Origin of the sequence: Treponema sp. OMZ 788, from assembly GCF_024181245.1 — a bacterium.
Classification (GTDB): domain Bacteria; phylum Spirochaetota; class Spirochaetia; order Treponematales; family Treponemataceae; genus Treponema_B.
On record NZ_CP051199.1, the window covers coordinates 2,588,282 to 2,608,479 of the forward strand.

Here is a 20,198-nt window from a genome sequence, read left to right on the forward strand (position 1 = left end):
TGTTTTTTATTTTAAGGTATATTTGTTTCTTTAATTCGTTACTTTTCATTTCTTTCTGTATTTTCCGTTGACATTTTTATATTAATCTACTTGTAATTTTTTTTAATAAATATTACTATATTATAATAAATATAACTTTTACACTTAAAATATTTTTGGAGTATAATTATGAACGATTTGCCTAAGGGTTTTGACAGCTTGGCTGAAGCCCAACAAAAAAAATTTATAGCTTTAAAAAATTTAAAAGATGCCGGAGGCAAGATTATAGGACTTTATTGCTCCTATGTTCCTACCGAACTTGTGTATGCAGCGGGAGCCGTTCCGGTTTCCTTATGTGCAACAAGCGAAAAACCGATAAGTGCGGCCGAGAGAGATTTGCCTAAAAACCTCTGCCCGCTTATAAAAGCTTCTTACGGACACGCCATCACCGACACCTGCCCCTTCTTCTATTTTTCTGATTTTATTGTTGGGGAAACCACCTGCGACGGCAAAAAAAAGATGTTTGAACTTTTAAACGATATAAAGCCCACCCATGTAATGCACCTTCCTCAAAATAACCTCGATCCCAAGGCCTACCCATTTTGGGCAGACGAGGTAAAAAAGCTAAAAGAAAGAATCGAAGAATTTTATAACATAACTATAACCGAGGATGATTTAAGGAAGGCTATCAAGGACTGCAATCAGGAGCGGAGAAACCTTGTAAATTTCTTTGAGCTTTCGGCACTAGACCCTTCTCCTGTTTCAGGCTTGGAACAGTTTAATGTAAAAGAAGCCTTCGGTTTTCAATACGACATACAGAAAAAGAATGAAGAGATAGTTAAGCGGACAGAGGAATTAAAAGACTATTGGGAAAAGAATTTAAAAGGCACAAAGGATGAGCGTCCGAGAGTTTTGGTTACAGGTTGTCCCTTGGGAGGCGTAAAAGAAAAAATACTGGCACAGATTGAAAAACTAGGTGCCGTAATAGTCGGTTATGACAGCTGTTCGGGCCTACGCACTCACATGGAATTTGTGGATGAAGACCCATTAAGAGATCCTATCGAAGCTATTGCCGAAAAGTACCTTAAAACAAACTGCTCGGTTATGAGTCCCAACCCCGGAAGGCTAAAGGACTTGGATTATCTTATAGACCACTATAAGGCCGATGCAGTAATCGAATGTACCTTGGTTGCCTGCCACACTTTCAACCTTGAAGCGCATACAGTCGGAAAACACGTTATGCAAAAAGGCCTTCCCTATATTCATGTAGAGTCCGATTATTCTCAAGAAGATGCAGGGCAATTTGCAACAAGGCTTGAGGCCTTTTTGGAAGTTGTCTCAGAAAGGAAAAAATTAAAATGAATTATATAATTACCTTTGGAACGACAACGGCCGCAATTCAATGCGACTCCATGATAAAAGCCGATCCTATAAATGCAAAGCTTATTCCTATCCCGGGATTTTTAAAAGCCGGCTGCGGTTTTGCATGTTTCTTTCAAAACTTAAAAAAAAGCGAGGTCGAAAACTGGATAAGTAAAAATGGTATAAGCTATGAGGATCTTCTTGAGGTTCGGTACGAAGGTAAAAATATAGTACCGGCCTAACTATGATAATATACAGGCTCCTATTGCTCCGGCAAAGGCCCCCAAATCATCGGATAAAACGGGGGCTTCAAGTTTTTTTGAGATTTCTTCTATTATGTAATCGTTTGAACTAAAGCCGCCTGTTAAAAAATATAGATCGGAGCGGGGTTTTCTGTTTGCAAGCGAAACGACCTTTGAAACTATTTGATTTATAACGCCCCTTGCAATATCTTCGCGGGGGCTTCCCTTTCCCATGAGGGATGTTACTTCGGACTCGGCAAAGACGGTACATACGGAAGAAAGGGCTAAGTCGTTTCCCTGTGCTGCGTACTCGCTTATTTCCTGTAAACTTAAGCCAAGCCTGTTTGCCATGAGTTCCAAAAATTTGCCGGTACCGGCCGAACACTTATCGTTCATAATAAAGTCAATTACAAGGCCGTCTTTTACAACGATGACCTTTGTATCCTGCCCGCCGATGTCGATTACGGTTACATCCTTTTTTGCCAAAAAGTGGGCTCCCTTTCCGTGGCAGGAAATTTCGGTTAGGGTTTTATCTGCAAAGGGAACGCTTACCCTTCCGTAACCTGTAGCGGTTATTTTAAAGTCCTCATTTTGTAGAGTTTCCTTAACCCAATCTAAGACAGCCTCTCCCGTTTCTTTGCTGTTCCATCCGCTAGGTATACGGTTTTTGTAAAGAATGTTTTTTTTATCTTCATCCATTATAACGGTCTTGGTTGCCGTCGAGCCGATATCTATACCTATGTAGTGCATACTCTTCTCCCATACCTAATAGATACTTATTCTTTCTCCAAAATGCTCTCTAAATTTTTTATAAGAGCATCTACGGTATCCCTGCTGCTGTAGGCAATAAAGTTTGTTGTTATGGAATTTTCAAAAAAGATTTTTTTTAGTTCTTCCATATAAATGCCGGGAATCCGGAGGTAATTTATATTTTTAATTTTTGTAAAATCTTTTATTAATGATATCTCTCCGCCCCAATCTTCCGAGCTGCATGAAAAGTTAATGCCGCAGCTGGGGCTTCCATCAATACCGACTACAGCCAAAAGTCTGCAGCCGTTATTGATGTACTCGCTTACCTCATCTGCTTTTTGGCTGACCATGGAGCGGCATGCTTTTCTGTAATTAATATTATCGAACTGTTCACGCACGTGACCCCATCGTCTTAACCCACATACTTCGGTTTCTGGACAGGCCATTTGAATTATACCTATCTTATTCTTTGTAAGCCAAGTTAATAAGGGCTCCATACTTTCTCTTTCTTTTTCTGCACGGACCTGACTGTAAGGATTTAAAAGGCAATGGCTCAATAATATTATATTTTTCATGTTTTTACTTCTTTTGGAAATTCTTTTTTGCTTCTTCTCTTTCCCTTGTTGCATTTTCTTGAGCATCCTTTAAGGCTTGATCAAGAGTCTTTTTACCTGCAACAACTTCTTCCAGGGCTTTTTGCATATTTGCATGAATTGCATAGCCGTTTAAGCCCTTGGGATCCTGATAAGCATAGGGGAACATATTTGATGCAATTCTCTTGCTGGGATCTTCATTGTCTAAAAAGGCTTGGAATTCTTTTGAATTCAACGCTGCATTTGTTAATGGAAGATAACCGCTCTTCTTTCCCCATGCAACCTGAGTATCAGTTTCAAACCAAAATTTCATAAACTCAAAGGCTGCTCGTTTTGTTTCTTCAGAAACCGTATTAAACATTGTTATGTCTGTTCCTGAGTAGAGGGCGGCAGCTTTCTTTCCTTTCGGAAGTTCGGCAACCTTCCATTTTACTCCGGTAGCAGCGCAAGCTTCTTTCATTTTAGGAAGATTGGAAGACGAGGCAAAACCGATAAAGGCCTCCCCCCTCGACATCGGGCCTGTGATATAGCCTTCTTCAAATTCGATCTTAGCGGTTTTATCGTTTATCATCGAAAGGATAAATTCGTAAGCTTCTTTTACTTCCGGCGTGTCAATTAAAACGGCATCCTTTTCTTCATCATAAATATGACCTCCGGCCTGCTCTACCCAAAAGCTAAAATCGATACCGACACTCTTATTGAACACAAGCCCGACCTTTCCGTCTCCGGTCAATTTTTTTGCGGCAGTTTTTAGCTCGTCCCAAGTTTTAGGAACTGCTATTCCCTTTTCTTTTAGAACATCTTCGTTGTAATACATTAAGTATGCTCCCTTGTTAAAGGGAAGAGAGTGGTGTATGCCGTTCCAGATTCCGTTATCCCTTAAACCTTCGGGAATATCGTTCCAGATTTTTTTGTCAAATCCGTATTTCGGATCATCAATCCTCGGATTTAAATTTTCGACAAGATCGTTTAGAACATAGGCGGTAAGCCTGTTACAATAGATCATCGAAAGAGCCGGAAGAGAATTGGCCTGAGCCGCTCCGTTTAATTTTTCAAAAAGCTCTCTGTAGTGGCCTTGGAATACGGGCTTGACTTCAATGTTTTGATGAGTTTCATTGAACTTTTTTACCAAAGCTTCAAGAATCTCACCGTTTGCACCGTTCATTGCATGCCAAAATTCAAGAGTTTGCTTTTCTTTTGGAACATGGACATTAGCACTTGCAGAAATAGATTCCGATTTGCTTTCGGCTTTTGAGTCATTGCCTGAACAAGAAAGCACTGAAGACATTATCGATAAAATCAATAAGCCGGCAGCCATAAAATTAAAATACCTTTTCATCTGTATCTCCTTATCCTTTTATACCATTTTTGCTAAAACTCTCTATCAAGTGTTTTTGCAAAACCAAGTATACAATAATAACAGGCACAATCACCATCGATGAATATGCCATCAAATAATTATAATTAGGCCCTGCTTCTGTCATAAATGTAGTAAGGCCTACCGGAAGAGTTCTTTTTTCCGGCTGATTTATCATTAGAAGCGGCCACAAAAATTCGTTCCAGCTGTGTATTATTCTTAAAAGAGCTATGCTGATTAGGGCCGGCTTAGAATAAGGCACGGCAATCTTCCATAAATATTTAAAATCGCTGCACCCGTCTATCTTTGCAGAATAGTAAAGCTCTTTAGGTATATCTAAAAAATATTGCCTAAGCATAAAAATAGAAAAAGCCGATGCAATCCAAGGGACATATAAGGCATGAAGGGTATTTATCAATTTTAATTTTGTAAGAGTAACAAAATTGGATGTTAATAAAACCTCGCTTGGAATCATCATAGTAGATACTATAAGAACAAACAGAATGTCACGGCCCTTAAATTTAACGTGGGTAAAAGCAAAGGCGGCTAAGATTGTGGTAATCAAGGTTCCCGCAGTTACCATAAAAGAAACAAAGAGGCTGTTAAAAAAATAAGCCCTGAACGGAACCTTTTCAAAAACGAATTTATAATTTTCCCAATGATATTTTGACAAAATAAATTGAGGAGGCAATTTATAAATGGCAGCGGAATCATTTAAGGAGGTAACAAGCATCCAAATAAACGGAATTAATGAAAGAAGAGCTCCTAAGATGATAATTGAAAAGGCTGCAGCATATAAAATTTTTTTCATGCCCTGCTTCCTCCCAATCCGAGACGCTTGTTAATAAGCCTGCTTACAAAAAAACCTAAAACCGTTAAACTTAAAATTAAAAGAAATAAAATAAAAGAAGCCGCAGCGGATACTCCGTAAGAAAATTGATTTACAAGTTTATCGTAAATATAATATACAATGGTCAAACACGAATCGACAGGGCCTGCAGAGCGATGAAACAAGGCATAAACTTCAGAAAAAGTTTTAAAGGAACCTATTAAAGAAGTAATAAAAACAAAGAATATCATCGGAAAAAGCAGAGGAAGGGTAATTGTAAAAAATATTTTTATACTTGAAGCTCCATCCAATTTTGCGGCTGCATAATACTCTTCAGGGATATTACGCAAGCCCGTTAAAATAATTAAAATATTGTATCCTAAGGTTTTCCAAATACATAAAATTATAAGAGCCGTCATAGAATAATCGGGATCGGTCAGCCAACTTACTGCATCAATACGTATCAAACTTAAAAGATAGTTTAAAAGCCCGAAGCGCGAATGAAAGATCCATCTAAAGACAACAGCCACCGCAACCGTACTTGTAATAAAGGGCAGAAAATAAATATTGCGGATCAGGGAATTTATTTTTGTATTTTTAACCAAAAACACCGAAACTAAAATAGAAAGCCCCAAAGAAAACGGAACTATAATAGAAACAAATTTTAAAGTATTTAAACTTGCAAGGATAAACTGCGGGTCATTAAAAAGAGAGGCGTAATTTTCAAATCCGTATTCATAGGCTATGTGTTTAAAATAATTATAGCGGGTATAAAAGCTCATTAAAAAAACTTTTACGGCAGGATATAGGCTGAAGGTTGAAAGAATGAGTAAGGCCGGAAGCAAATACAAATAAGTCGAAACGGAGTTAGCTTTTTTCATGATTCAGTCCTATAGTTCAATGCCATTCTATTCCCGTTTTCATTAAAGATAAGAATTTTGTTTTTTAAAAATTCCAAACCGATTTTGTTTCCTGTATGTAAATTTAATTCAGGTGAAACATATAACTTAAATTCTTTGTCGGTGCATAAACAAGTTAGAATCTCGTCCTTTCCCATATTTTCCTTTAAAGATATGGAGGCATAAAAATCGGGCTTTTCATTATTTATTCGGATATCTTCCGGTCTTATTGCAATAAAAATATTCTTTAGATCCTCAACTTCACTGCCTATAGGAATATTACAATCAAGATCTTTTATTTTTAAAATTTTATTTTCTATGCAGGCTTCAAAAATATTTATCTCTATCATTCCGATAAATTTAGCTGCAAATAAATTAACGGGCTCTCTGTATATCTCGTTAGGGCTTCCGAATTGCTGAACCTCTCCTTTTTTTTAGCAAAAGAATTTTATCCGAAATAGCGGAAGCTTCTTCTTGGTCATGAGTGACAAAGATTGTAGTTATTCCGAGCTCTTTTTGAATTCGCTTAATTTCTTCTCTGGTCTGAACTCTTAATTTTTTATCGAGATTTGATAAGGGTTCATCCATCAAAAGCACATCAGGATTTTTTATCAAGGCCCGGCCTATTGCAACCCTCTGCTGCTCCCCGCCTGAAAGGGCTCCCGGTTTTTTTGTCAATAAATTTTGAACCTCCAAAAAATTTGCAATCTTGTTTACCCTTTCCTTAATTTCAGCCTTCGGTCTTTTTTTTATCTTTAAAGGAAAGGCTATATTGTCAAAGGCTGTCATGTGAGGATAAAGTGCATAGTTTTGAAAGACCATGCCGATATTGCGCTTATCAACGGGAATTTTACCGATATCTTTATCATCAAAGCAAATAGTTCCTTCCGTTTGCTCGATAAGGCCTGCTATCATTTTTAATATGGTAGTTTTTCCGCAGCCTGAGGGACCTAAAAAAGAAACAAGTTCCCCGTCTTCTATTGTGAGGTTTACATCTTTTACGGCAAAATCATTGCCTTCTTCAAAGCGCTTTGTCAAATTTTTTAGTGTTATTTTCATACTATTTTAATGATGCTTAAGCATGGTAAATCTTATGTACAGTATATAGAAGAAGAATAAAAAGTCAATAGATATATTATAAAATTTATGAATTTATTAAAATTTATATTGACAAGAAAAAGGTTACATAGTATAACCTATACTAACTATTAAAATTTCTTTATGGAGGAAATTTATGATTTCAGGTTTAATAACCGGCATCATATTCGGTTTTTTATGGAAACGCGGTAAGTTTTGTGCAACAGGTATTGTCAGAGACATATATCTGGAAAAACAAACGCCCAACATCGTATTAATCTTGGCAATTATATTTATTCAGGCGTTTTTATATCATCTGATGACCGGATTGGGAATTATTCCCATGGCGAAATTCAAGGACTTTCCCCTTGTTTCAGTTGCCTTGGGAAGTTTTATGTTCGGTTTCGGTGCAGTTATGTGTAACGGCTGTATTACCGCATCACTCGTAAAATTAGGAGACGGAAGATTAACGGGTCTTGTATCTTTGATAGTTTTTGTACTTTCAGCCTATGCTGCAAAGCAAGGTTTTTTATTGCCTGTAACAAAATCCTTAGGCTCTTTCAGCCTTGTTCCCACACCCGCAATAAATACTCAGCCGATGATATTGGTAGGTATTTCGGGTATTGTTTCAGCAGTTTTGATATTTATGCTGGTAAAAAAAGCTAGAGCATACAATCCTAAGTATACTCTTCCTGCCAAGCACACAGGCTTCCTTCACTTCCTGTGCGAAAAGGTATGGCAAAAAGAAATAATCGTTATACTGATGGGTATTACAATGGCCGCAGGATTCTATTTCAGCAACATGAACGGAAGAAACGGAGGCTTCGGAATTACAACACCTCTTTTATCATGGGTCAATGCAATCTTCAACGGAGGAAAACTCGGCTGGGCAAGTATGCTGGTTCTCGGAATAATCTTGGGTTCAACGATTAGCTCCTTATTAACAAAAGAATTTTCCTTCCTCGGCACAAATCTTGAAAGCATCATAAAAACTGCAATAGGCAGTGTTTTGATGGGTATCGGCGCCGTATGGGGACAGGGATGTCTTATCGGAAACGGTCTTGTAGGAACAGCCCAGTTTTCTTTAAAATCTTGGTGGGCCTTGCTGTTTATAGTAATAGGCATTTGGAGCAGTGCATATATTTTCCTTGCACGCAGCTTAAATAAAGACTAATTTTTAAGGATGGTAATTTATGGAAACTATAAAAATAGATACAATCGGATTGGATTGTCCGGCTCCTCTTATGGAATTAAAAAAGGCTTTAAAAAGAGCGGAATCAGGCCAGGTAATTGATTTGGAATTTACCTGCCCTGAGGCAGTTGTAACCTTGCCCAACTATTGCCAAAGAAATAAGCATGAAGTTATTTCTTTTGAGCAAATCGCAAACAAAACTTGGAAGATTGTTTTAAAAAAATAGACTTTCAATTTGATGGTTGAATTAAAGCACTCAAAATTTTGAGTGCTTTTTTATCTTTAAAAAATTATAAATATATTGACAAAAATTATAATATATAATATAGTCGTATACCAAATTTAATAATTAAAATTTTAAGGAGAAAAATATGAAACTTAGTAAGTTTATATTTTTAAAAGCAATTTTAATTTTAGCGGTATTAATATCGGCATGCAGTCCTTCAAAAGAGGATAAGACAAAGGCTGCCGAAGCTATGCCGTCTAATAAGGATAAGGCATTGGTTTACGGTTTACCCGGAGATATTGTAAACAATATTAATGTTTTTACAACAAATGACAGAACCGGATTGATGACTTTAAAACTAGTGTACTCTCCATTATACACTTACACAAACCACGGCATAAACTATTTTTTGGCTGAAAATGTTAAGGCAAATGAAGCCGGTAATGAGGTATCTGTAAGGTTACGAAAAAATGTAGTCTGGTCTGATGGAAAGCCTTTTACTGCGGATGATGTTGTATTTACATTTGAGAAGAAAACAAACTTACAAGATGACCGCTTTGTAGATTCTTTATTGGTGTTCGGTGATAAGGCAGTAAAGACCGAAAAAATCGACGATTACTCGATAGTTTTTAAACTTCCCCAACCGGTTGCTAATCCGTATGAAACGTTTGCTGGAATCTTTATTGCACCTAAGCATATTTACAAAGATGTTGATGACCTTGAAAATACGGAGTTAAACAAAACTCCTGTCGGAACAGGCCCTTATAAACTGGCAGAATACACGGCAGGTCAACATCTTTTATTTAAAGCAAATGAAACATACATGTTTGGAAAGCCGAAAATTGAAAAAGTAGTTTATAAGATTATGAATAATCAGGACACTGCAATGCTTGCTTTAAAAAAAGGAGATATTGATTTATTGGGGGTAAGCCCTGACCTTATTGAAGAAATCGAACAAAATAAAAATTTAAAAATTACAACCTTCCCTCAGTCCAATGTTATTTATCTAAAATTAAATCAATGGAGCGAAAAACTTGGAGATGAGAAACTACGGGAAGCTATTTTTTACGCTTTGGATAGAGATGAAATTATGAAATCTCATTTTAAAAACAAGGCTTATTATAATTTCACCGATTCTTTCTTGCCTGCCGACAGCGAATGGTTAAATAAGAATTTAAAAAGCTATCAAAGAGATACTGAAAAAGCTAAAGGAATGTTAAGCACTGTCGCTAAAGACAAGCTTAATCTAAAATTAGGTTATAATGTAAAAAACGGAATGCAGGCAAAGATGGCATTGGTTATCCAACAGCAGCTTCAAAAAGCCGGTATCAATTTGGAGCTTCTTCCCCTCGATCCTCCTGCAATGTATAAGGCTTCTTTCTTTGAAAAGACAAAACTTTTTGATATGTTCTTAGGAGCCTACACAATGGGAATTGACCCCGATACCTATGCCGTATTTTTTAATGACAATACTGAAGCCTATTTCCACTTTGAAAATCAAGAATTAGGCGATTTACTAAGAAAAGCAAAGGTAGAAACAAATAAGGATAAAAGAATCGAACTTTATAATAAGGTTCAGCAGTTTATCCAAGATACAAAAACTTTTTATCCTTTCGGCGGAAGTATGGGAATCATAGCTCATCATCAAGCCTTATCAGGATTTGAAGAAGCAAAACTAGTAAACGTTTTTACGTTTGATGATGCATCAAAACTTTTCTATAAATAGAAACCTCCTAGGGGCTGTCTAAAACCAAAGTTTTGGACAGCTCATTTTTATTTTAAGCATTTAAGATTAAAGTTATGAAAACCTATATTCTAAAAAGGATTATAAAAGCAGTTCCTATTTTAATGCTTTTGACCATTGTATGTTTCTTTTTAATTCAAATCGCTCCCTATGATGCTATTGATTATATTGCCACACCTCAAATGAATAAGGAAACGATAGAAAGATTAAGAAGAATCAACGGTTTGGATAAACCTCTTATTGTACAGTATGTAATTTGGGTAAAAAATTTAATAAAAGGAGATCTAGGTTATTCAATTATTACTCATGAAAGCATTAAGACTTCATTAATAACACGAATTCCGAATACGGCAGTTTTAATGATTCCTGCATATCTTATATCAAATTTTATTGCTGTTATTATAGGATTATTTGTTTCCGCACATGCAAATAGCCGTTTACGAAAAATGGTTGACGGATTAATATCTTTGAGTCTTTCAATTCCATTTTTTTGGTTTTGCTTGTTATTACTGTATATCTTCGGGTATCTTTTGGATATTTTCCCTATTTCGGGAATGCACAGCATCGGAGAAACAGGAATTCTTGATTTTTTGAAGCATTATGTTTTACCATTTATATGTCTGATTTTTTCTTTTTTACCCGACCTAATTATTTATGTTGAAACTTCGGCAGATATAGAGTTTAAAAAAGATTATATTACCGTACAAAGAGCAATGGGAGCAACGAATTTAAATATTTTATTCCGTCATGTATCGGTAAATGTCTTAATGCCGATACTTACAAAAATGGGAATGGCCTTACCTATGATTCTTACAGGCTCACTAATAGTTGAAACTATGTTTTCATGGCCGGGCATGGGATCTTATTATGTAAAAGCCATTCAAGCAATGGATTATCCCGTAGTAATGACGGTTTTATTTTTTTCGGGAGCATTAGTAATCTTAGGTAATCTATTATCAGATGTTTCTTACTTTATTTTGGATCCGAGGATAAACGCTAATACGGGGATAAGCAGCTAAAATGAAAAAATTATTTAATTTTCTTTTAAATAACAAAAAAATAATTTTGCCTATTATTTATTTATTATCGATAATAATACTGGCAGCTTGTGCTAACTTTTTTTCGATTGATCCGAATGAAATCAATCTTGAAAACACACTAAGGTTTCCGTCAAAACAACATATATTCGGAACCGACGAAATGGGCAGAGATTATTTTATGCGTTGTGTCTATGGAGCCCGCATTTCCTTATCGGTAGGTTTTTTTGCAATGCTTACAAGTCTTTTTATAGGTACTGTACTAGGTTTAGTTGCAGGCTATTATGGAAACATCATTGACGAAATTCTGATGCGGTTTATAGATTTTATTTCAGCAATTCCGGCCTTGATTTTAATCACGGTTGTCGGAATGTTTATTAGAAAAGGAATTGTTTCTATCGTGCTTATAATAGGAATGTTTTCTTGGATGGGTATTGCAAGAATTATTAGGGCTGAAGTATTAAGCCTAAGACAAAGAGATTATGTTAAATATGCAAAGCATATAGGAGAAAAAAATATTGCTATTTTAATAAAACATATTTTACCTCAAGTTATGCCCCTAATTATTTCTACAGCCACAATCGGCATAGCAGGAAGCATTATGGCAGAAAGTGCTTTAAGCTATTTAGGATTGGGAGTAGTCCCGCCGACATCAAGCTGGGGTTCATTAATAAATAACGCAAGGGATAGCTTTCAAAAAGCACCCTATATGGCGGTTATACCCGGACTTTTGATTTTTTTTACCGTTTATTCTTTTAAAGAAATTGGAGCAGTAATAAAAAAATACTTTTCATTGGATAAAAGAGATGAAGACACAAAGTAATGCAATATTAAAAGCCGAAAATATAAACACCTCAATTAAAATAAATAAAAAAAACTATCTTGCTTTGAGGAATATTTCGTTTTCACTTTATAAAAATGAAATTTTAGCTGTTGTAGGAGAATCCGGAAGCGGAAAAACAATTTTAATGAAAACCTTAATAGGACTTCTCCCCAAAAACGGATTTTTGGAATCAGGAAAAATAATTCTCAACGATAATGATATTACGGAATTAAGTCAAAAAAATACAAATACCATAAGGGGGAAAAAAATTTCAATGATTTTTCAAGATCAGGAAACTTCTCTCAATCCTTTAAGAACAGTAGGTTTTCATCTTACAGAAATTTTAAGAAGATATTCCGCATTGAATAAAATTAAAGCTAAAGAAAAAACAATTAATCTCTTGTCTGCTGTAGGAATAGATAATCCTTCTGTATGGCTTAATAAATATCCTCATGAACTTTCAGGCGGAATGAGGCAGAGGGTTTTGATAGCAATGGCATTGGCAAGTAACTCTCAAATTATTATTGCAGATGAGCCGACTACAGCATTGGATGTTACGGTTCAAGCTCAAATACTTGAGTTACTAAAAACTTTAAAGCAAAGTAATAAGTCAATGTTTTTTATTACACATGATTTAAGTATTGCAGCTTCTATTTGTGATCGGATATTAGTTATGTACGGCTCAAGAATTATGGAAGAAATGTTTGTTGATGATCTTTTTTCCGGTGCAAAACATCCTTATACCCAAGCCTTGTTAAAAACAATTCCCATTATAGGAGAAAAACCTTTAGAAAGGTTTACAACAATACCGGGTACAGCGCCTTCCCTCGAAACTATAGAAGACGGATGTCCGTTTTATAGCCGTTGTTCTTTAGCAAAAGAAATATGCAAGAAAAAATTCCCTGAAATAAAAAAAGTTTCTGAGGGGCATTATTATTATTGTCATCAATAGGATAAATTATGATTTACGATTTATTTAAAATTGAAAATTTGAGAAAGGAATATTCCAATTCTTTTTTATATAAGAAAGATAAAACCATAGTTGCCGTCGATAATGTCAGTTTCACTATAAAAGAAAATGAAATCTTCGGTTTAGTCGGGGAATCCGGCTGCGGAAAATCTACTCTAGGAAGAAATATTCTTATGATGGATAAACCAACAAGCGGTTCCGTTTTTTACAAAGGAGAACAATTAAACAATAAAAATAAAAAACAGCTCTTGCCGTTTAAAAGAAAAATGCAAATTATTTATCAAGATTCATATGCTTCTTTTAACCCCAAAAGAACAATTAAGCAAATTATTGAAGAACCATTGATCGTTTGTACAAAACTATCGGAGACTGAGCGAAAAGATATAATATATAATCTGATTCGCAAAGTCGGTTTAAATGAAACTTATCTAAAAAAATTACCGCATGAATTATCGGGCGGACAAAAACAACGAGTAGGAATTGCAAGAGCTATAAGTATAAACCCGGAATTTATTGTATGCGATGAACCTGTTTCTGCCTTGGATGTTTCAATTCAAGGACAGGTTTTAAATATGCTAAAAGATTTGAAGAAAGAATACTGTTTAACTTATCTGTTTATCGGACATGACTTACCTGTTATTTATAATATGGCAGACAGAGTTGCAGTTATGTTTAAGGGTAGAATTGTAGAGATAGGAGATACAAAGACTGTATTTAACAATATGGCTCATCCTTACACAAGAGACCTTTTTGCAGCAATACCTTCTATCAAAACAAAAAATTTGGTTACAGAAATATTAAAAACAAATGAAATTCCTGAAGGGTCAAACTTCTGTTACTATTACAACCGCTGCCGTTTCCGCACCGAAATTTGCAAAAGGTCTAAACCTGAACTAAAAGTGTTGAATGAGAGGCACTCAGCGGTATGTCATAATATATTATAAAATTTTCATATATATTGACTCTTTTTAGATATAATAGTATCTTGAAATATCTAATTATAATTTTGGAGGGCAAAATGAAAAAAATTATTTTTGCTGTAGTATTTTTATTGCTCGCAAGCACCCTTGTATTTGCAGCCGGTTCTTCCGAGAAAGAATCAAAAGATTTTTCGGGCAGAACATTGAATGTAGTTGCAACAAGTACATACAAGCAACTCTTTGATGCATTTACTGCAAAGACAAATGTAAAAGTAGAGTTTCTTTCAATGTCGAGCGGAGAGGTTTTGGCAAGAACAAGAGCCGAGGGAAAATCCATGGCTGATGTCTGGTTCGGAGGCGGTATTGATGCCTTTATGGCAGCAAAGACTGAAGGTCTTTTGGAAAACTATATTTCTCCCAACTCTAAAGATATTCCTGCACAATATAAGGATCCGGACGGAGCTTGGATTGCAAAAGGCATCACAGTTGTAGGTTTTATCGGAAATAAAGATGTCTTAGCCGAAAAAAATCTTCCCATGCCAAAAACTTGGGCTGAGCTCGCAGATCCAAAATACAAGGGAGAGGTTATAATGAGCGACCCTGCAATCTCCGGTACAAATTATGCTGCAGTCAAGGGCTTACTAGATCTTTTCGGTGAAGAAAATGGTTGGACATATTTTGAAAAATTAAATGCAAATATTCCCTTTTTAGGTAAGAGAGGAAAGGACCCTCAAGAAAAAACCGCTCAAGGCGAATTTGCCGTAGGTATTATTCCTGCTGATGAAAAAGCTTTCAAACTTGCTGACGATAAAAACCTAATCGTAGTATATCCCGAAGACGGAATTCCGTGGGTCCCGGAAGGAACCGCTATCTTTAAGGGCGGCCCCAACCTAGACATAGCAAAGGCCTTTATTGATTTTATGCTTACAAAAGAAGCTCAAGAAATTATCGCAAGACTTGACGGAAAAGATTCCGCCCAAATCGTAAAACCCGGCGTTAAAGGGCTTTCATTAGGCTTACCGAAAGATAAGCTTATAAAGGAAGATTTAAGTACCTTCGGAAAAGAAAGACAAAGAATCTTATACAAGTTTGCTTCGCTAAGACCGAAAATGTAGAGACGGAGTTTAAAAAAATATAGCACTGATTGATCAAAATTATGTTGATGGTCAATCAGTGCAAAAATTAATAATATATATATTTTACATTATTTTAGATACCAATTTATCTTTTGAACAAAATACACAAGTACCTTTCTGTTTTTCTACTTTGTTTTGTACCGACAACATTCTGGTTATACTGTTTACCTGCTGTCTCGGAAAAATCTTACACCTTTCCGATAAACAATCATCACAAACACAAGCCTGTTTTTTTAAAAAATTCATAATAATATCTGCATTGCTCATTATTTTAATCCTATGTTTAATCTGATCATAAGGCTTTTAAAATCAGGAACGTCTTTCAAAAGCCTTGATTTTAATTATTATTTTTTCTTATACACTTCCCAGGCAGCTCCATTAGCAGTCATTATTTTATATACATAATACTCTACTCCCGGTTTTTCCGGAGCTGTAATCCTATACCATTTTTTATCTTCTGCATGAGCTCTTTCTGCATATCTAAATACCGACATTCTTTCTTTAGATGTTACACCTAATTTTTCAATCTTATTCATAGCCGGAGCTTTCTCCAATTCTATCATTTCCCAGTTTATAGATTTATCTTCTTTTCCAAAAAGTGAATCTCTTAAAAATGATACACAACCGGAAAATAAAATTGTAGAAAATATTAGAATAACAATTATACCAACCATTGAAACCAATTTTTTTTGTTTCATCTCAATCCTTCCTTCTTGCAAACTATTCTTGCAATTTGATTTTTATCTAAAAAAATGTTGACTGGTTCCGTTACCCATCTGCGAGCAGACTGGTCAATCAAGCATGTTTTAGCCAAATTTTTTACATGAGTATTTATTAATAAATAAAAATACTCCTTAAATTTCTTTTGTACTTCTTGCAATTTATTTTTATGAGAATGCCAATAATATAAAAATTTACCCAAGAGAGATATTGGAGTTAATAGATAAAATGGGGGGGGGTAATGCTAAGCTAACATTTTTCTCCGAATTTTTAATAAGTAAATTTAAATTTTGAGAAAAATAAAATTGAAAATAAGCTAAAAATCGCCTAAGCATACATTTATGTTAATTCAAAAACTAAAATCTGTCAAGTCAGAGTAAAACGGTTTTCTTATATCAATCACTTAAAATTTATTCTATATCATATACTAGTAAATTTATTAAAAATAATATACAATTATAATTCAATTTAATGAAACAGCAGCAGATGAAAAACAATTACAACAGAATTATAGACTATATCCTCATACTAAGCTTAATTTTAGGTATTTTTATATTTATAGCCCTGCCTTTTTTTTATGTATTTAAACAAAGCCTTGTTATAAACGGAAATCTTAGTTTTGAGCTTTTTGAAGATGTTTTTAAAAATAATCTTCACTTATTAAAAAATTCTTTATCGGTTGGCTTTTATACGACAATCCTAACTGCAATTGCAGGAATAACCACGGCCTTATTTTCGTATCTGATGCCTAAAAAAGTAAAAGGCCTTATATTCTTGATTTTGGCCGTAACGATGATAAGTCCGCCCTTTGTAACTGCCCTAAGTTATATAAACCTCTTTGGAAGAAGGGGTCTTGTTTCTTATTATCTTTTAGGAATTTCAAAAAGCCATTATGGAATTATTGGCATCGTGCTCATGCAGTCATTGAGCAATTTTTCGTTAGCGGCTTTAATCTTAATCGGATTTTTAAATAATTTGGACAGATCTCAATTAGATAGTGCTCGCAATCTTGGAGCAAATACAAACCGTTTGATTATTGATATAATTCTCCCCTTTCTTTTTCCGGCAATTAAATCGGTTATGCTCTTAACTTTTTTGAGAAGTTTATCTGATTTTGGAACGCCTGCAATTATAGGCGGCTCTTTTAATGTGCTTGCAACAGAAAGCTATTTTGCAGTAATAGCTCAAGGCAACTTAGGAAAGGCATCCGCAATAAATGTTCTTCTTTTAATTCCGGCAATTATTATTTTTATTCTTTATCAAAAAAGTTTTAAAAATATTTCCATATCGTCGCACGGTACGGCTTCATCGGAAATTGAAATAAAAAGACAGGGGATCATTTTTTATCTTATAAGCATAATTGCAGTTTTCTTTTTATTGTGGATAAGCATTCAATATTCTTCTATTATATTATCTGCATTTACAAAGATGAAAAAGGGGAAAATGATTTTTACCTTTTCAAACATTTTAGAAACAAGAGCACATATTACAAGCACGGTTATAAGAAGCATTGTTTACAGTCTTATTGCAGCAGGCGGAGGAAGCATAACAGGCTTGCTTATTGCTTATTATAAACAAATAAGAAAAATAAAAATAATGCAGGCATTAGATTTTGCGGCAACTCTTCCCTATATAATTCCAGGAACATTTTTTGGACTCGGTTATTTATTGGCATTTAATTCAAAGCCGTTAATGCTTACAGGAACAGCAGCAATAGTTGTCTTAAACATTTTATTTAAACAGCTCCCATTTTCTACCAAGATAGGGAATGCGGCAATGGAAGAAATAAACATCGACACTCTAAATTCGATCAGAGATTTAGGCGGTAAAAAAATAAACGAGATTACCGATGCAGTTATTCCGTTAAGCAAAAATGCACTTGGAGTTTCTTTTATAAACGGATTTACAACGACGATGACAACAATAGGCTCAATTATTTTTTTGGTATATCCGAGTCAAAAAGTTTTAACCCTTGTTATGTTCGATGTAATTCAAAGCGGGTATTACGAAATAGGTTCTGTCATTGCCTTGCTTATAATTATAATTTGTTTAATTGTAAATTTAATTTACTTTTTAGTTTTAAAGAAAAAATAAATTTAAAATGCCGGAGGTTTTATGTATCTTGAATTGAAAAATTTAACAAAAACATATAAAGAAAAAAATGCAGTAAAAAATATCAGCTTCAATCTTGAAAAAGGAAAACTTCTTTGTCTTTTAGGTCCTTCCGGCTGCGGAAAAAGCACGGTGCTAAAATCGATAGGAGGCTTTTTAAAACCGGATAGCGGAAAAATAATTCTTGACGGTAAAGAAATTACAAATGAACTGCCTGAAAATCGAAATGTTTCTACAGTATTTCAATCTTACGGACTTTTTCCTCACATGAATGTTTTATCGAATATTATTTACGGTTTAAAATTTAAAAAAATGACTAAGAGTGAGCGTATAGAAGCCGGAATGAAGATGATAAAAACAATGGGCTTATCGGGTTATGAAAAAAAACATATAAGCGAACTTTCCGGCGGAGAACAGCAGAGGGTCGCCCTTGCGCGCAGTTTGATTATAAAACCCAAACTTCTTTTATTGGATGAACCTTTGAGCAATTTGGATGCAAAATTAAGAATCAATATGCGTAAAGAGATAAAACAAATTCAAAAAGAATTTAATATTACCACAATCTTTGTTACCCATGATCAAAGCGAAGCCTTTGAAATTGCCGACAAAATTATTTTGATGAACAATGGAGAAATTATTCAGGAAGGAACAGCCGAAGCTCTTTATAATAAACCTGCAAATGAATTTGCTCTTGACTTTATCGGTGCAAACAATAAAATAGAAAACTCATATATCAGGCCTGAAAAGATAAGGGTATTTAAATCCTTACCTGAAGGAGATGATACTCAAAATTGTGAAGAAGTGCAAATTACAAATATTATCTTTAAAGGCGAAATAATAGAGCTCTTTCTTAAAAACGAAAAAAAAGAATTAAAAGCCGTTGTTTTAAACAATGACTGTAACTATCAAAAAGATGAAAGAGTTTACATCACTTATATTAAGGAGAATTTAAATTGAAGATACTTCACTGTCTTGCGCAATTACCGATGAAAACAGGAAGCGGGGTTTACTTTAGTACCCTCGTCGAAGGAATGATAAAAAAAGGTCATGAAAATGCCGTTCTTTACGGAACACAACTTCCCTTTGCCGAAAAAACTTTTAATGAATCTTTGCCGGACAATTTACAAGGAAGAGTAAAAGAATACCCTGTTAAATTTTTATCCGATTATAAGCAAGAAAAAACTTTTAATGAAGACCTTCCCTTTCCGATTGCAGGCATGAGTGACATAATGCCCTATACCTCAACAGTTTATTCCGAAATGAGCGATGAGATGTATCAAAAATGGATTTCGGTTTTTGAAAAAAATCTTCTCCGCATAAGAGAAGAATTTAATCCTGATGTCATTATAAGCCATCATCTTTTTATCTTAACCTCTTTGGTAAAAAAAATATTTCCAGACAAAAAAATAATCGGCATAAGCCACGGCACGGATATAAGGCAGATTAAACAAAATCCTTGGATAAAAGAAAGATATATACAAAATTTGGATAAGCTCGATTTATATTTTACGGTAAGCCCTAAGGATATTTCTGAAGTGAAAAATATTTTTTCGGCAAACCTTGAAAAAATTAAATTGGCGGGAGGAGGCTTTAATCCCGACATTTTTAACGATAAGAACAGGCATGTCTTTGATGGAACATTCAGGCTATGCTATGCAGGAAAAATATCCGATTCAAAGGGTGTTTTTGAACTTGCAAAAACACTTCCGCTTATTTTAAAAAAATATCCAAATACGGAATTAACTTTAGTCGGAAATGCAAGCGAAGAACAAAAAGCAGCTCTTTTAAAAAATGCCGGATACAGCGAAAACTTAAAAATAGAAAATGCTTCATCTCAAATCTGTATGTGCAAAATTTTAAAGCAAAACGATATTTTTATTTTGCCGTCGTACTATGAGGCTTTGGGCCTTGTTGCCGTTGAAGCCTTAGCCTGTGGTCTTTTTGCCGTAACAACAGAAATAGAAGGTTTAATAAACCTCCTCGGTGAAAAGATCAACACAAGCGGCCTTATCGAATTTGTAAAACTTCCAAGAATCTACGATGTGGACAAGGTCTATGAAGAAGATAAACCCGCCTTTGTCGAAGCCCTTGCCGAAAAAATAATGCTTCAAATGGAAAGGCTAAAATCTCAAAAAGATTTTTATTCTCCCCTTGCAGAAGAAATAAAAAAACATTCTTGGGACAGCATTATCGATAGAATTGAAAAGGAGATTAGAGCTATTTAATTTGC

General features: G+C 34.8%; 21 protein-coding genes. 13 read left to right on the forward strand and 8 right to left on the reverse strand.

The genetic code is table 11. The features are described 5' to 3' along the window. Positions 1 to 168 precede the first annotated feature (168 nt). Together E4O00_RS12900 and E4O00_RS12905 are read left to right on the forward strand one after the other, a co-directional pair. On the forward strand, positions 169 to 1,341 hold the full coding sequence (locus E4O00_RS12900; protein ID WP_253677754.1) for a double-cubane-cluster-containing anaerobic reductase: 1,173 nt from the start codon (positions 169 to 171) through the stop codon (positions 1,339 to 1,341). Further along, on the forward strand, positions 1,338 to 1,583 hold the full coding sequence (locus E4O00_RS12905; protein WP_253677755.1) for a putative Se/S carrier protein: 246 nt from the start codon (positions 1,338 to 1,340) through the stop codon (positions 1,581 to 1,583). Before E4O00_RS12900 ends, E4O00_RS12905 begins: the two co-directional genes overlap by 4 nt. On the opposite strand, the gene E4O00_RS12910 is transcribed toward E4O00_RS12905, so the two are convergent. The 7 genes from E4O00_RS12910 to E4O00_RS12940 are packed head-to-tail and all read right to left on the reverse strand — an operon-like array spanning position 1,584 to position 7,070. Further along, on the reverse strand, positions 1,584 to 2,333 hold the full coding sequence (locus E4O00_RS12910) for an acyl-CoA dehydratase activase (RefSeq protein ID WP_253677756.1): 750 nt from the start codon (positions 2,331 to 2,333) through the stop codon (positions 1,584 to 1,586). A gap of 26 nt (positions 2,334 to 2,359) precedes the next feature. After that, a complete protein-coding gene (locus tag E4O00_RS12915) occupies positions 2,360 to 2,908 on the reverse strand; it encodes a CD3072 family TudS-related putative desulfidase (protein WP_253677757.1) in 549 nt (182 codons plus the stop codon). Between the two features lie 4 nt (positions 2,909 to 2,912). Next, the gene (locus E4O00_RS12920) at positions 2,913 to 4,265 is read right to left on the reverse strand and encodes an ABC transporter substrate-binding protein (RefSeq protein WP_253677758.1); all 1,353 of its coding nucleotides are present in this window, start codon (positions 4,263 to 4,265) and stop codon (positions 2,913 to 2,915) included. A gap of 10 nt (positions 4,266 to 4,275) precedes the next feature. Further along, positions 4,276 to 5,094: a carbohydrate ABC transporter permease gene (locus E4O00_RS12925; protein ID WP_253677759.1), complete on the reverse strand. Its 819-nt coding sequence runs from the start codon at positions 5,092 to 5,094 to the stop codon at positions 4,276 to 4,278. Beyond that, positions 5,091 to 5,993: a carbohydrate ABC transporter permease gene (locus tag E4O00_RS12930; RefSeq protein WP_253677760.1), complete on the reverse strand. Its 903-nt coding sequence runs from the start codon at positions 5,991 to 5,993 to the stop codon at positions 5,091 to 5,093. The genes E4O00_RS12925 and E4O00_RS12930 overlap by 4 nt, the downstream gene beginning before the upstream one ends. Further along, positions 5,990 to 6,361, reverse strand: a complete 372-nt coding sequence (locus tag E4O00_RS12935) for a hypothetical protein (protein WP_253677761.1) — start codon at positions 6,359 to 6,361, stop codon at positions 5,990 to 5,992. Before E4O00_RS12935 ends, E4O00_RS12930 begins: the two co-directional genes overlap by 4 nt. A 49-nt stretch (positions 6,362 to 6,410) precedes the next feature. Next, the gene (locus tag E4O00_RS12940; protein WP_253677762.1) at positions 6,411 to 7,070 is read right to left on the reverse strand and encodes an ABC transporter ATP-binding protein; all 660 of its coding nucleotides are present in this window, start codon (positions 7,068 to 7,070) and stop codon (positions 6,411 to 6,413) included. A gap of 175 nt (positions 7,071 to 7,245) precedes the next feature. Here E4O00_RS12940 and E4O00_RS12945 point away from each other — a divergent pair, with 175 nt between their 5' ends. From E4O00_RS12945 to E4O00_RS12980, 8 genes are all read left to right on the forward strand, one after another. Then, complete coding sequence (locus E4O00_RS12945; protein WP_253677763.1) at positions 7,246 to 8,262, forward strand: YeeE/YedE family protein; 1,017 nt, start codon at positions 7,246 to 7,248, stop codon at positions 8,260 to 8,262. Positions 8,263 to 8,281: 19 nt separating this feature from the next. Further along, positions 8,282 to 8,506: a sulfurtransferase TusA family protein gene (locus E4O00_RS12950; RefSeq protein ID WP_253677764.1), complete on the forward strand. Its 225-nt coding sequence runs from the start codon at positions 8,282 to 8,284 to the stop codon at positions 8,504 to 8,506. Positions 8,507 to 8,651: 145 nt separating this feature from the next. Next, positions 8,652 to 10,232, forward strand: a complete 1,581-nt coding sequence (locus E4O00_RS12955; protein ID WP_253677765.1) for an ABC transporter substrate-binding protein — start codon at positions 8,652 to 8,654, stop codon at positions 10,230 to 10,232. Positions 10,233 to 10,306: 74 nt separating this feature from the next. After that, the gene (locus E4O00_RS12960; protein ID WP_253677766.1) at positions 10,307 to 11,269 is read left to right on the forward strand and encodes an ABC transporter permease; all 963 of its coding nucleotides are present in this window, start codon (positions 10,307 to 10,309) and stop codon (positions 11,267 to 11,269) included. A gap of 1 nt (position 11,270) precedes the next feature. Continuing rightward, complete coding sequence (locus tag E4O00_RS12965) at positions 11,271 to 12,110, forward strand: ABC transporter permease (RefSeq protein ID WP_253677767.1); 840 nt, start codon at positions 11,271 to 11,273, stop codon at positions 12,108 to 12,110. Further along, positions 12,094 to 13,062 (forward strand): ABC transporter ATP-binding protein, encoded by a 969-nt coding sequence (locus tag E4O00_RS12970; RefSeq protein WP_253677768.1) that lies wholly within the window; start codon positions 12,094 to 12,096, stop codon positions 13,060 to 13,062. Before E4O00_RS12965 ends, E4O00_RS12970 begins: the two co-directional genes overlap by 17 nt. Positions 13,063 to 13,070: 8 nt before the next feature. Continuing rightward, positions 13,071 to 14,024 carry an oligopeptide/dipeptide ABC transporter ATP-binding protein gene (locus E4O00_RS12975; protein ID WP_253677769.1) on the forward strand — a complete coding sequence of 318 codons (954 nt, stop codon included), beginning with the start codon at positions 13,071 to 13,073 and terminating at the stop codon, positions 14,022 to 14,024. 74 nt (positions 14,025 to 14,098) lie between these two features. Beyond that, on the forward strand, positions 14,099 to 15,115 hold the full coding sequence (locus E4O00_RS12980; protein WP_253677770.1) for an ABC transporter substrate-binding protein: 1,017 nt from the start codon (positions 14,099 to 14,101) through the stop codon (positions 15,113 to 15,115). Between the two features lie 365 nt (positions 15,116 to 15,480). On the opposite strand, the gene E4O00_RS12985 is transcribed toward E4O00_RS12980, so the two are convergent. Next, a complete protein-coding gene (locus tag E4O00_RS12985) occupies positions 15,481 to 15,834 on the reverse strand; it encodes a glycosyltransferase (RefSeq protein WP_253677771.1) in 354 nt (117 codons plus the stop codon). A gap of 493 nt (positions 15,835 to 16,327) precedes the next feature. On the opposite strand from E4O00_RS12985, the gene E4O00_RS12990 reads away from it, so the two are divergent. Genes E4O00_RS12990 through E4O00_RS13000 form a run of 3 tightly spaced genes read left to right on the forward strand, consistent with a single transcriptional unit; the run spans position 16,328 to position 20,193 of the window. After that, entirely contained in the window at positions 16,328 to 17,950 is a 1,623-nt protein-coding gene (locus E4O00_RS12990; RefSeq protein ID WP_371922697.1) for an ABC transporter permease, read from the forward strand. A 21-nt stretch (positions 17,951 to 17,971) separates the two neighbouring features. Further along, complete coding sequence (locus E4O00_RS12995) at positions 17,972 to 18,925, forward strand: ABC transporter ATP-binding protein (RefSeq protein ID WP_253677773.1); 954 nt, start codon at positions 17,972 to 17,974, stop codon at positions 18,923 to 18,925. Next, positions 18,922 to 20,193, forward strand: coding sequence for a glycosyltransferase family 4 protein (locus tag E4O00_RS13000; RefSeq protein ID WP_253677774.1), 1,272 nt, complete (start codon positions 18,922 to 18,924; stop codon positions 20,191 to 20,193). The genes E4O00_RS12995 and E4O00_RS13000 overlap by 4 nt, the downstream gene beginning before the upstream one ends. Positions 20,194 to 20,198: the final 5 nt, after the last annotated feature.

Bases quoted from the DNA above. Each gene is read 5' to 3' on its own strand.
- E4O00_RS12915 (WP_253677757.1), bottom strand. From the start codon at position 2,908: ATGAAAAATATAATATTATTGAGCCATTGCCTTTTAAATCCTTACAGT.
- E4O00_RS12975 (WP_253677769.1), top strand. From the start codon at position 13,071: ATGATTTACGATTTATTTAAAATTGAAAATTTGAGAAAGGAATATTCC.
- E4O00_RS12980 (WP_253677770.1), top strand. From the start codon at position 14,099: ATGAAAAAAATTATTTTTGCTGTAGTATTTTTATTGCTCGCAAGCACC.
- E4O00_RS12990 (WP_371922697.1), top strand. From the start codon at position 16,328: ATGAAACAGCAGCAGATGAAAAACAATTACAACAGAATTATAGACTAT.
- E4O00_RS12945 (WP_253677763.1), top strand. From the start codon at position 7,246: ATGATTTCAGGTTTAATAACCGGCATCATATTCGGTTTTTTATGGAAA.
- E4O00_RS12935 (WP_253677761.1), bottom strand. From the start codon at position 6,361: ATGATAGAGATAAATATTTTTGAAGCCTGCATAGAAAATAAAATTTTA.
- E4O00_RS12930 (WP_253677760.1), bottom strand. From the start codon at position 5,993: ATGAAAAAAGCTAACTCCGTTTCGACTTATTTGTATTTGCTTCCGGCC.
- E4O00_RS12960 (WP_253677766.1), top strand. From the start codon at position 10,307: ATGAAAACCTATATTCTAAAAAGGATTATAAAAGCAGTTCCTATTTTA.
- E4O00_RS12950 (WP_253677764.1), top strand. From the start codon at position 8,282: ATGGAAACTATAAAAATAGATACAATCGGATTGGATTGTCCGGCTCCT.
- E4O00_RS12940 (WP_253677762.1), bottom strand. From the start codon at position 7,070: ATGAAAATAACACTAAAAAATTTGACAAAGCGCTTTGAAGAAGGCAAT.
- E4O00_RS12985 (WP_253677771.1), bottom strand. From the start codon at position 15,834: ATGAAACAAAAAAAATTGGTTTCAATGGTTGGTATAATTGTTATTCTA.
- E4O00_RS12900 (WP_253677754.1), top strand. From the start codon at position 169: ATGAACGATTTGCCTAAGGGTTTTGACAGCTTGGCTGAAGCCCAACAA.
- E4O00_RS12955 (WP_253677765.1), top strand. From the start codon at position 8,652: ATGAAACTTAGTAAGTTTATATTTTTAAAAGCAATTTTAATTTTAGCG.
- E4O00_RS12920 (WP_253677758.1), bottom strand. From the start codon at position 4,265: ATGAAAAGGTATTTTAATTTTATGGCTGCCGGCTTATTGATTTTATCG.
- E4O00_RS12995 (WP_253677773.1), top strand. From the start codon at position 17,972: ATGTATCTTGAATTGAAAAATTTAACAAAAACATATAAAGAAAAAAAT.
- E4O00_RS12910 (WP_253677756.1), bottom strand. From the start codon at position 2,333: ATGCACTACATAGGTATAGATATCGGCTCGACGGCAACCAAGACCGTT.
- E4O00_RS12965 (WP_253677767.1), top strand. From the start codon at position 11,271: ATGAAAAAATTATTTAATTTTCTTTTAAATAACAAAAAAATAATTTTG.
- E4O00_RS12905 (WP_253677755.1), top strand. From the start codon at position 1,338: ATGAATTATATAATTACCTTTGGAACGACAACGGCCGCAATTCAATGC.
- E4O00_RS12970 (WP_253677768.1), top strand. From the start codon at position 12,094: ATGAAGACACAAAGTAATGCAATATTAAAAGCCGAAAATATAAACACC.
- E4O00_RS12925 (WP_253677759.1), bottom strand. From the start codon at position 5,094: ATGAAAAAAATTTTATATGCTGCAGCCTTTTCAATTATCATCTTAGGA.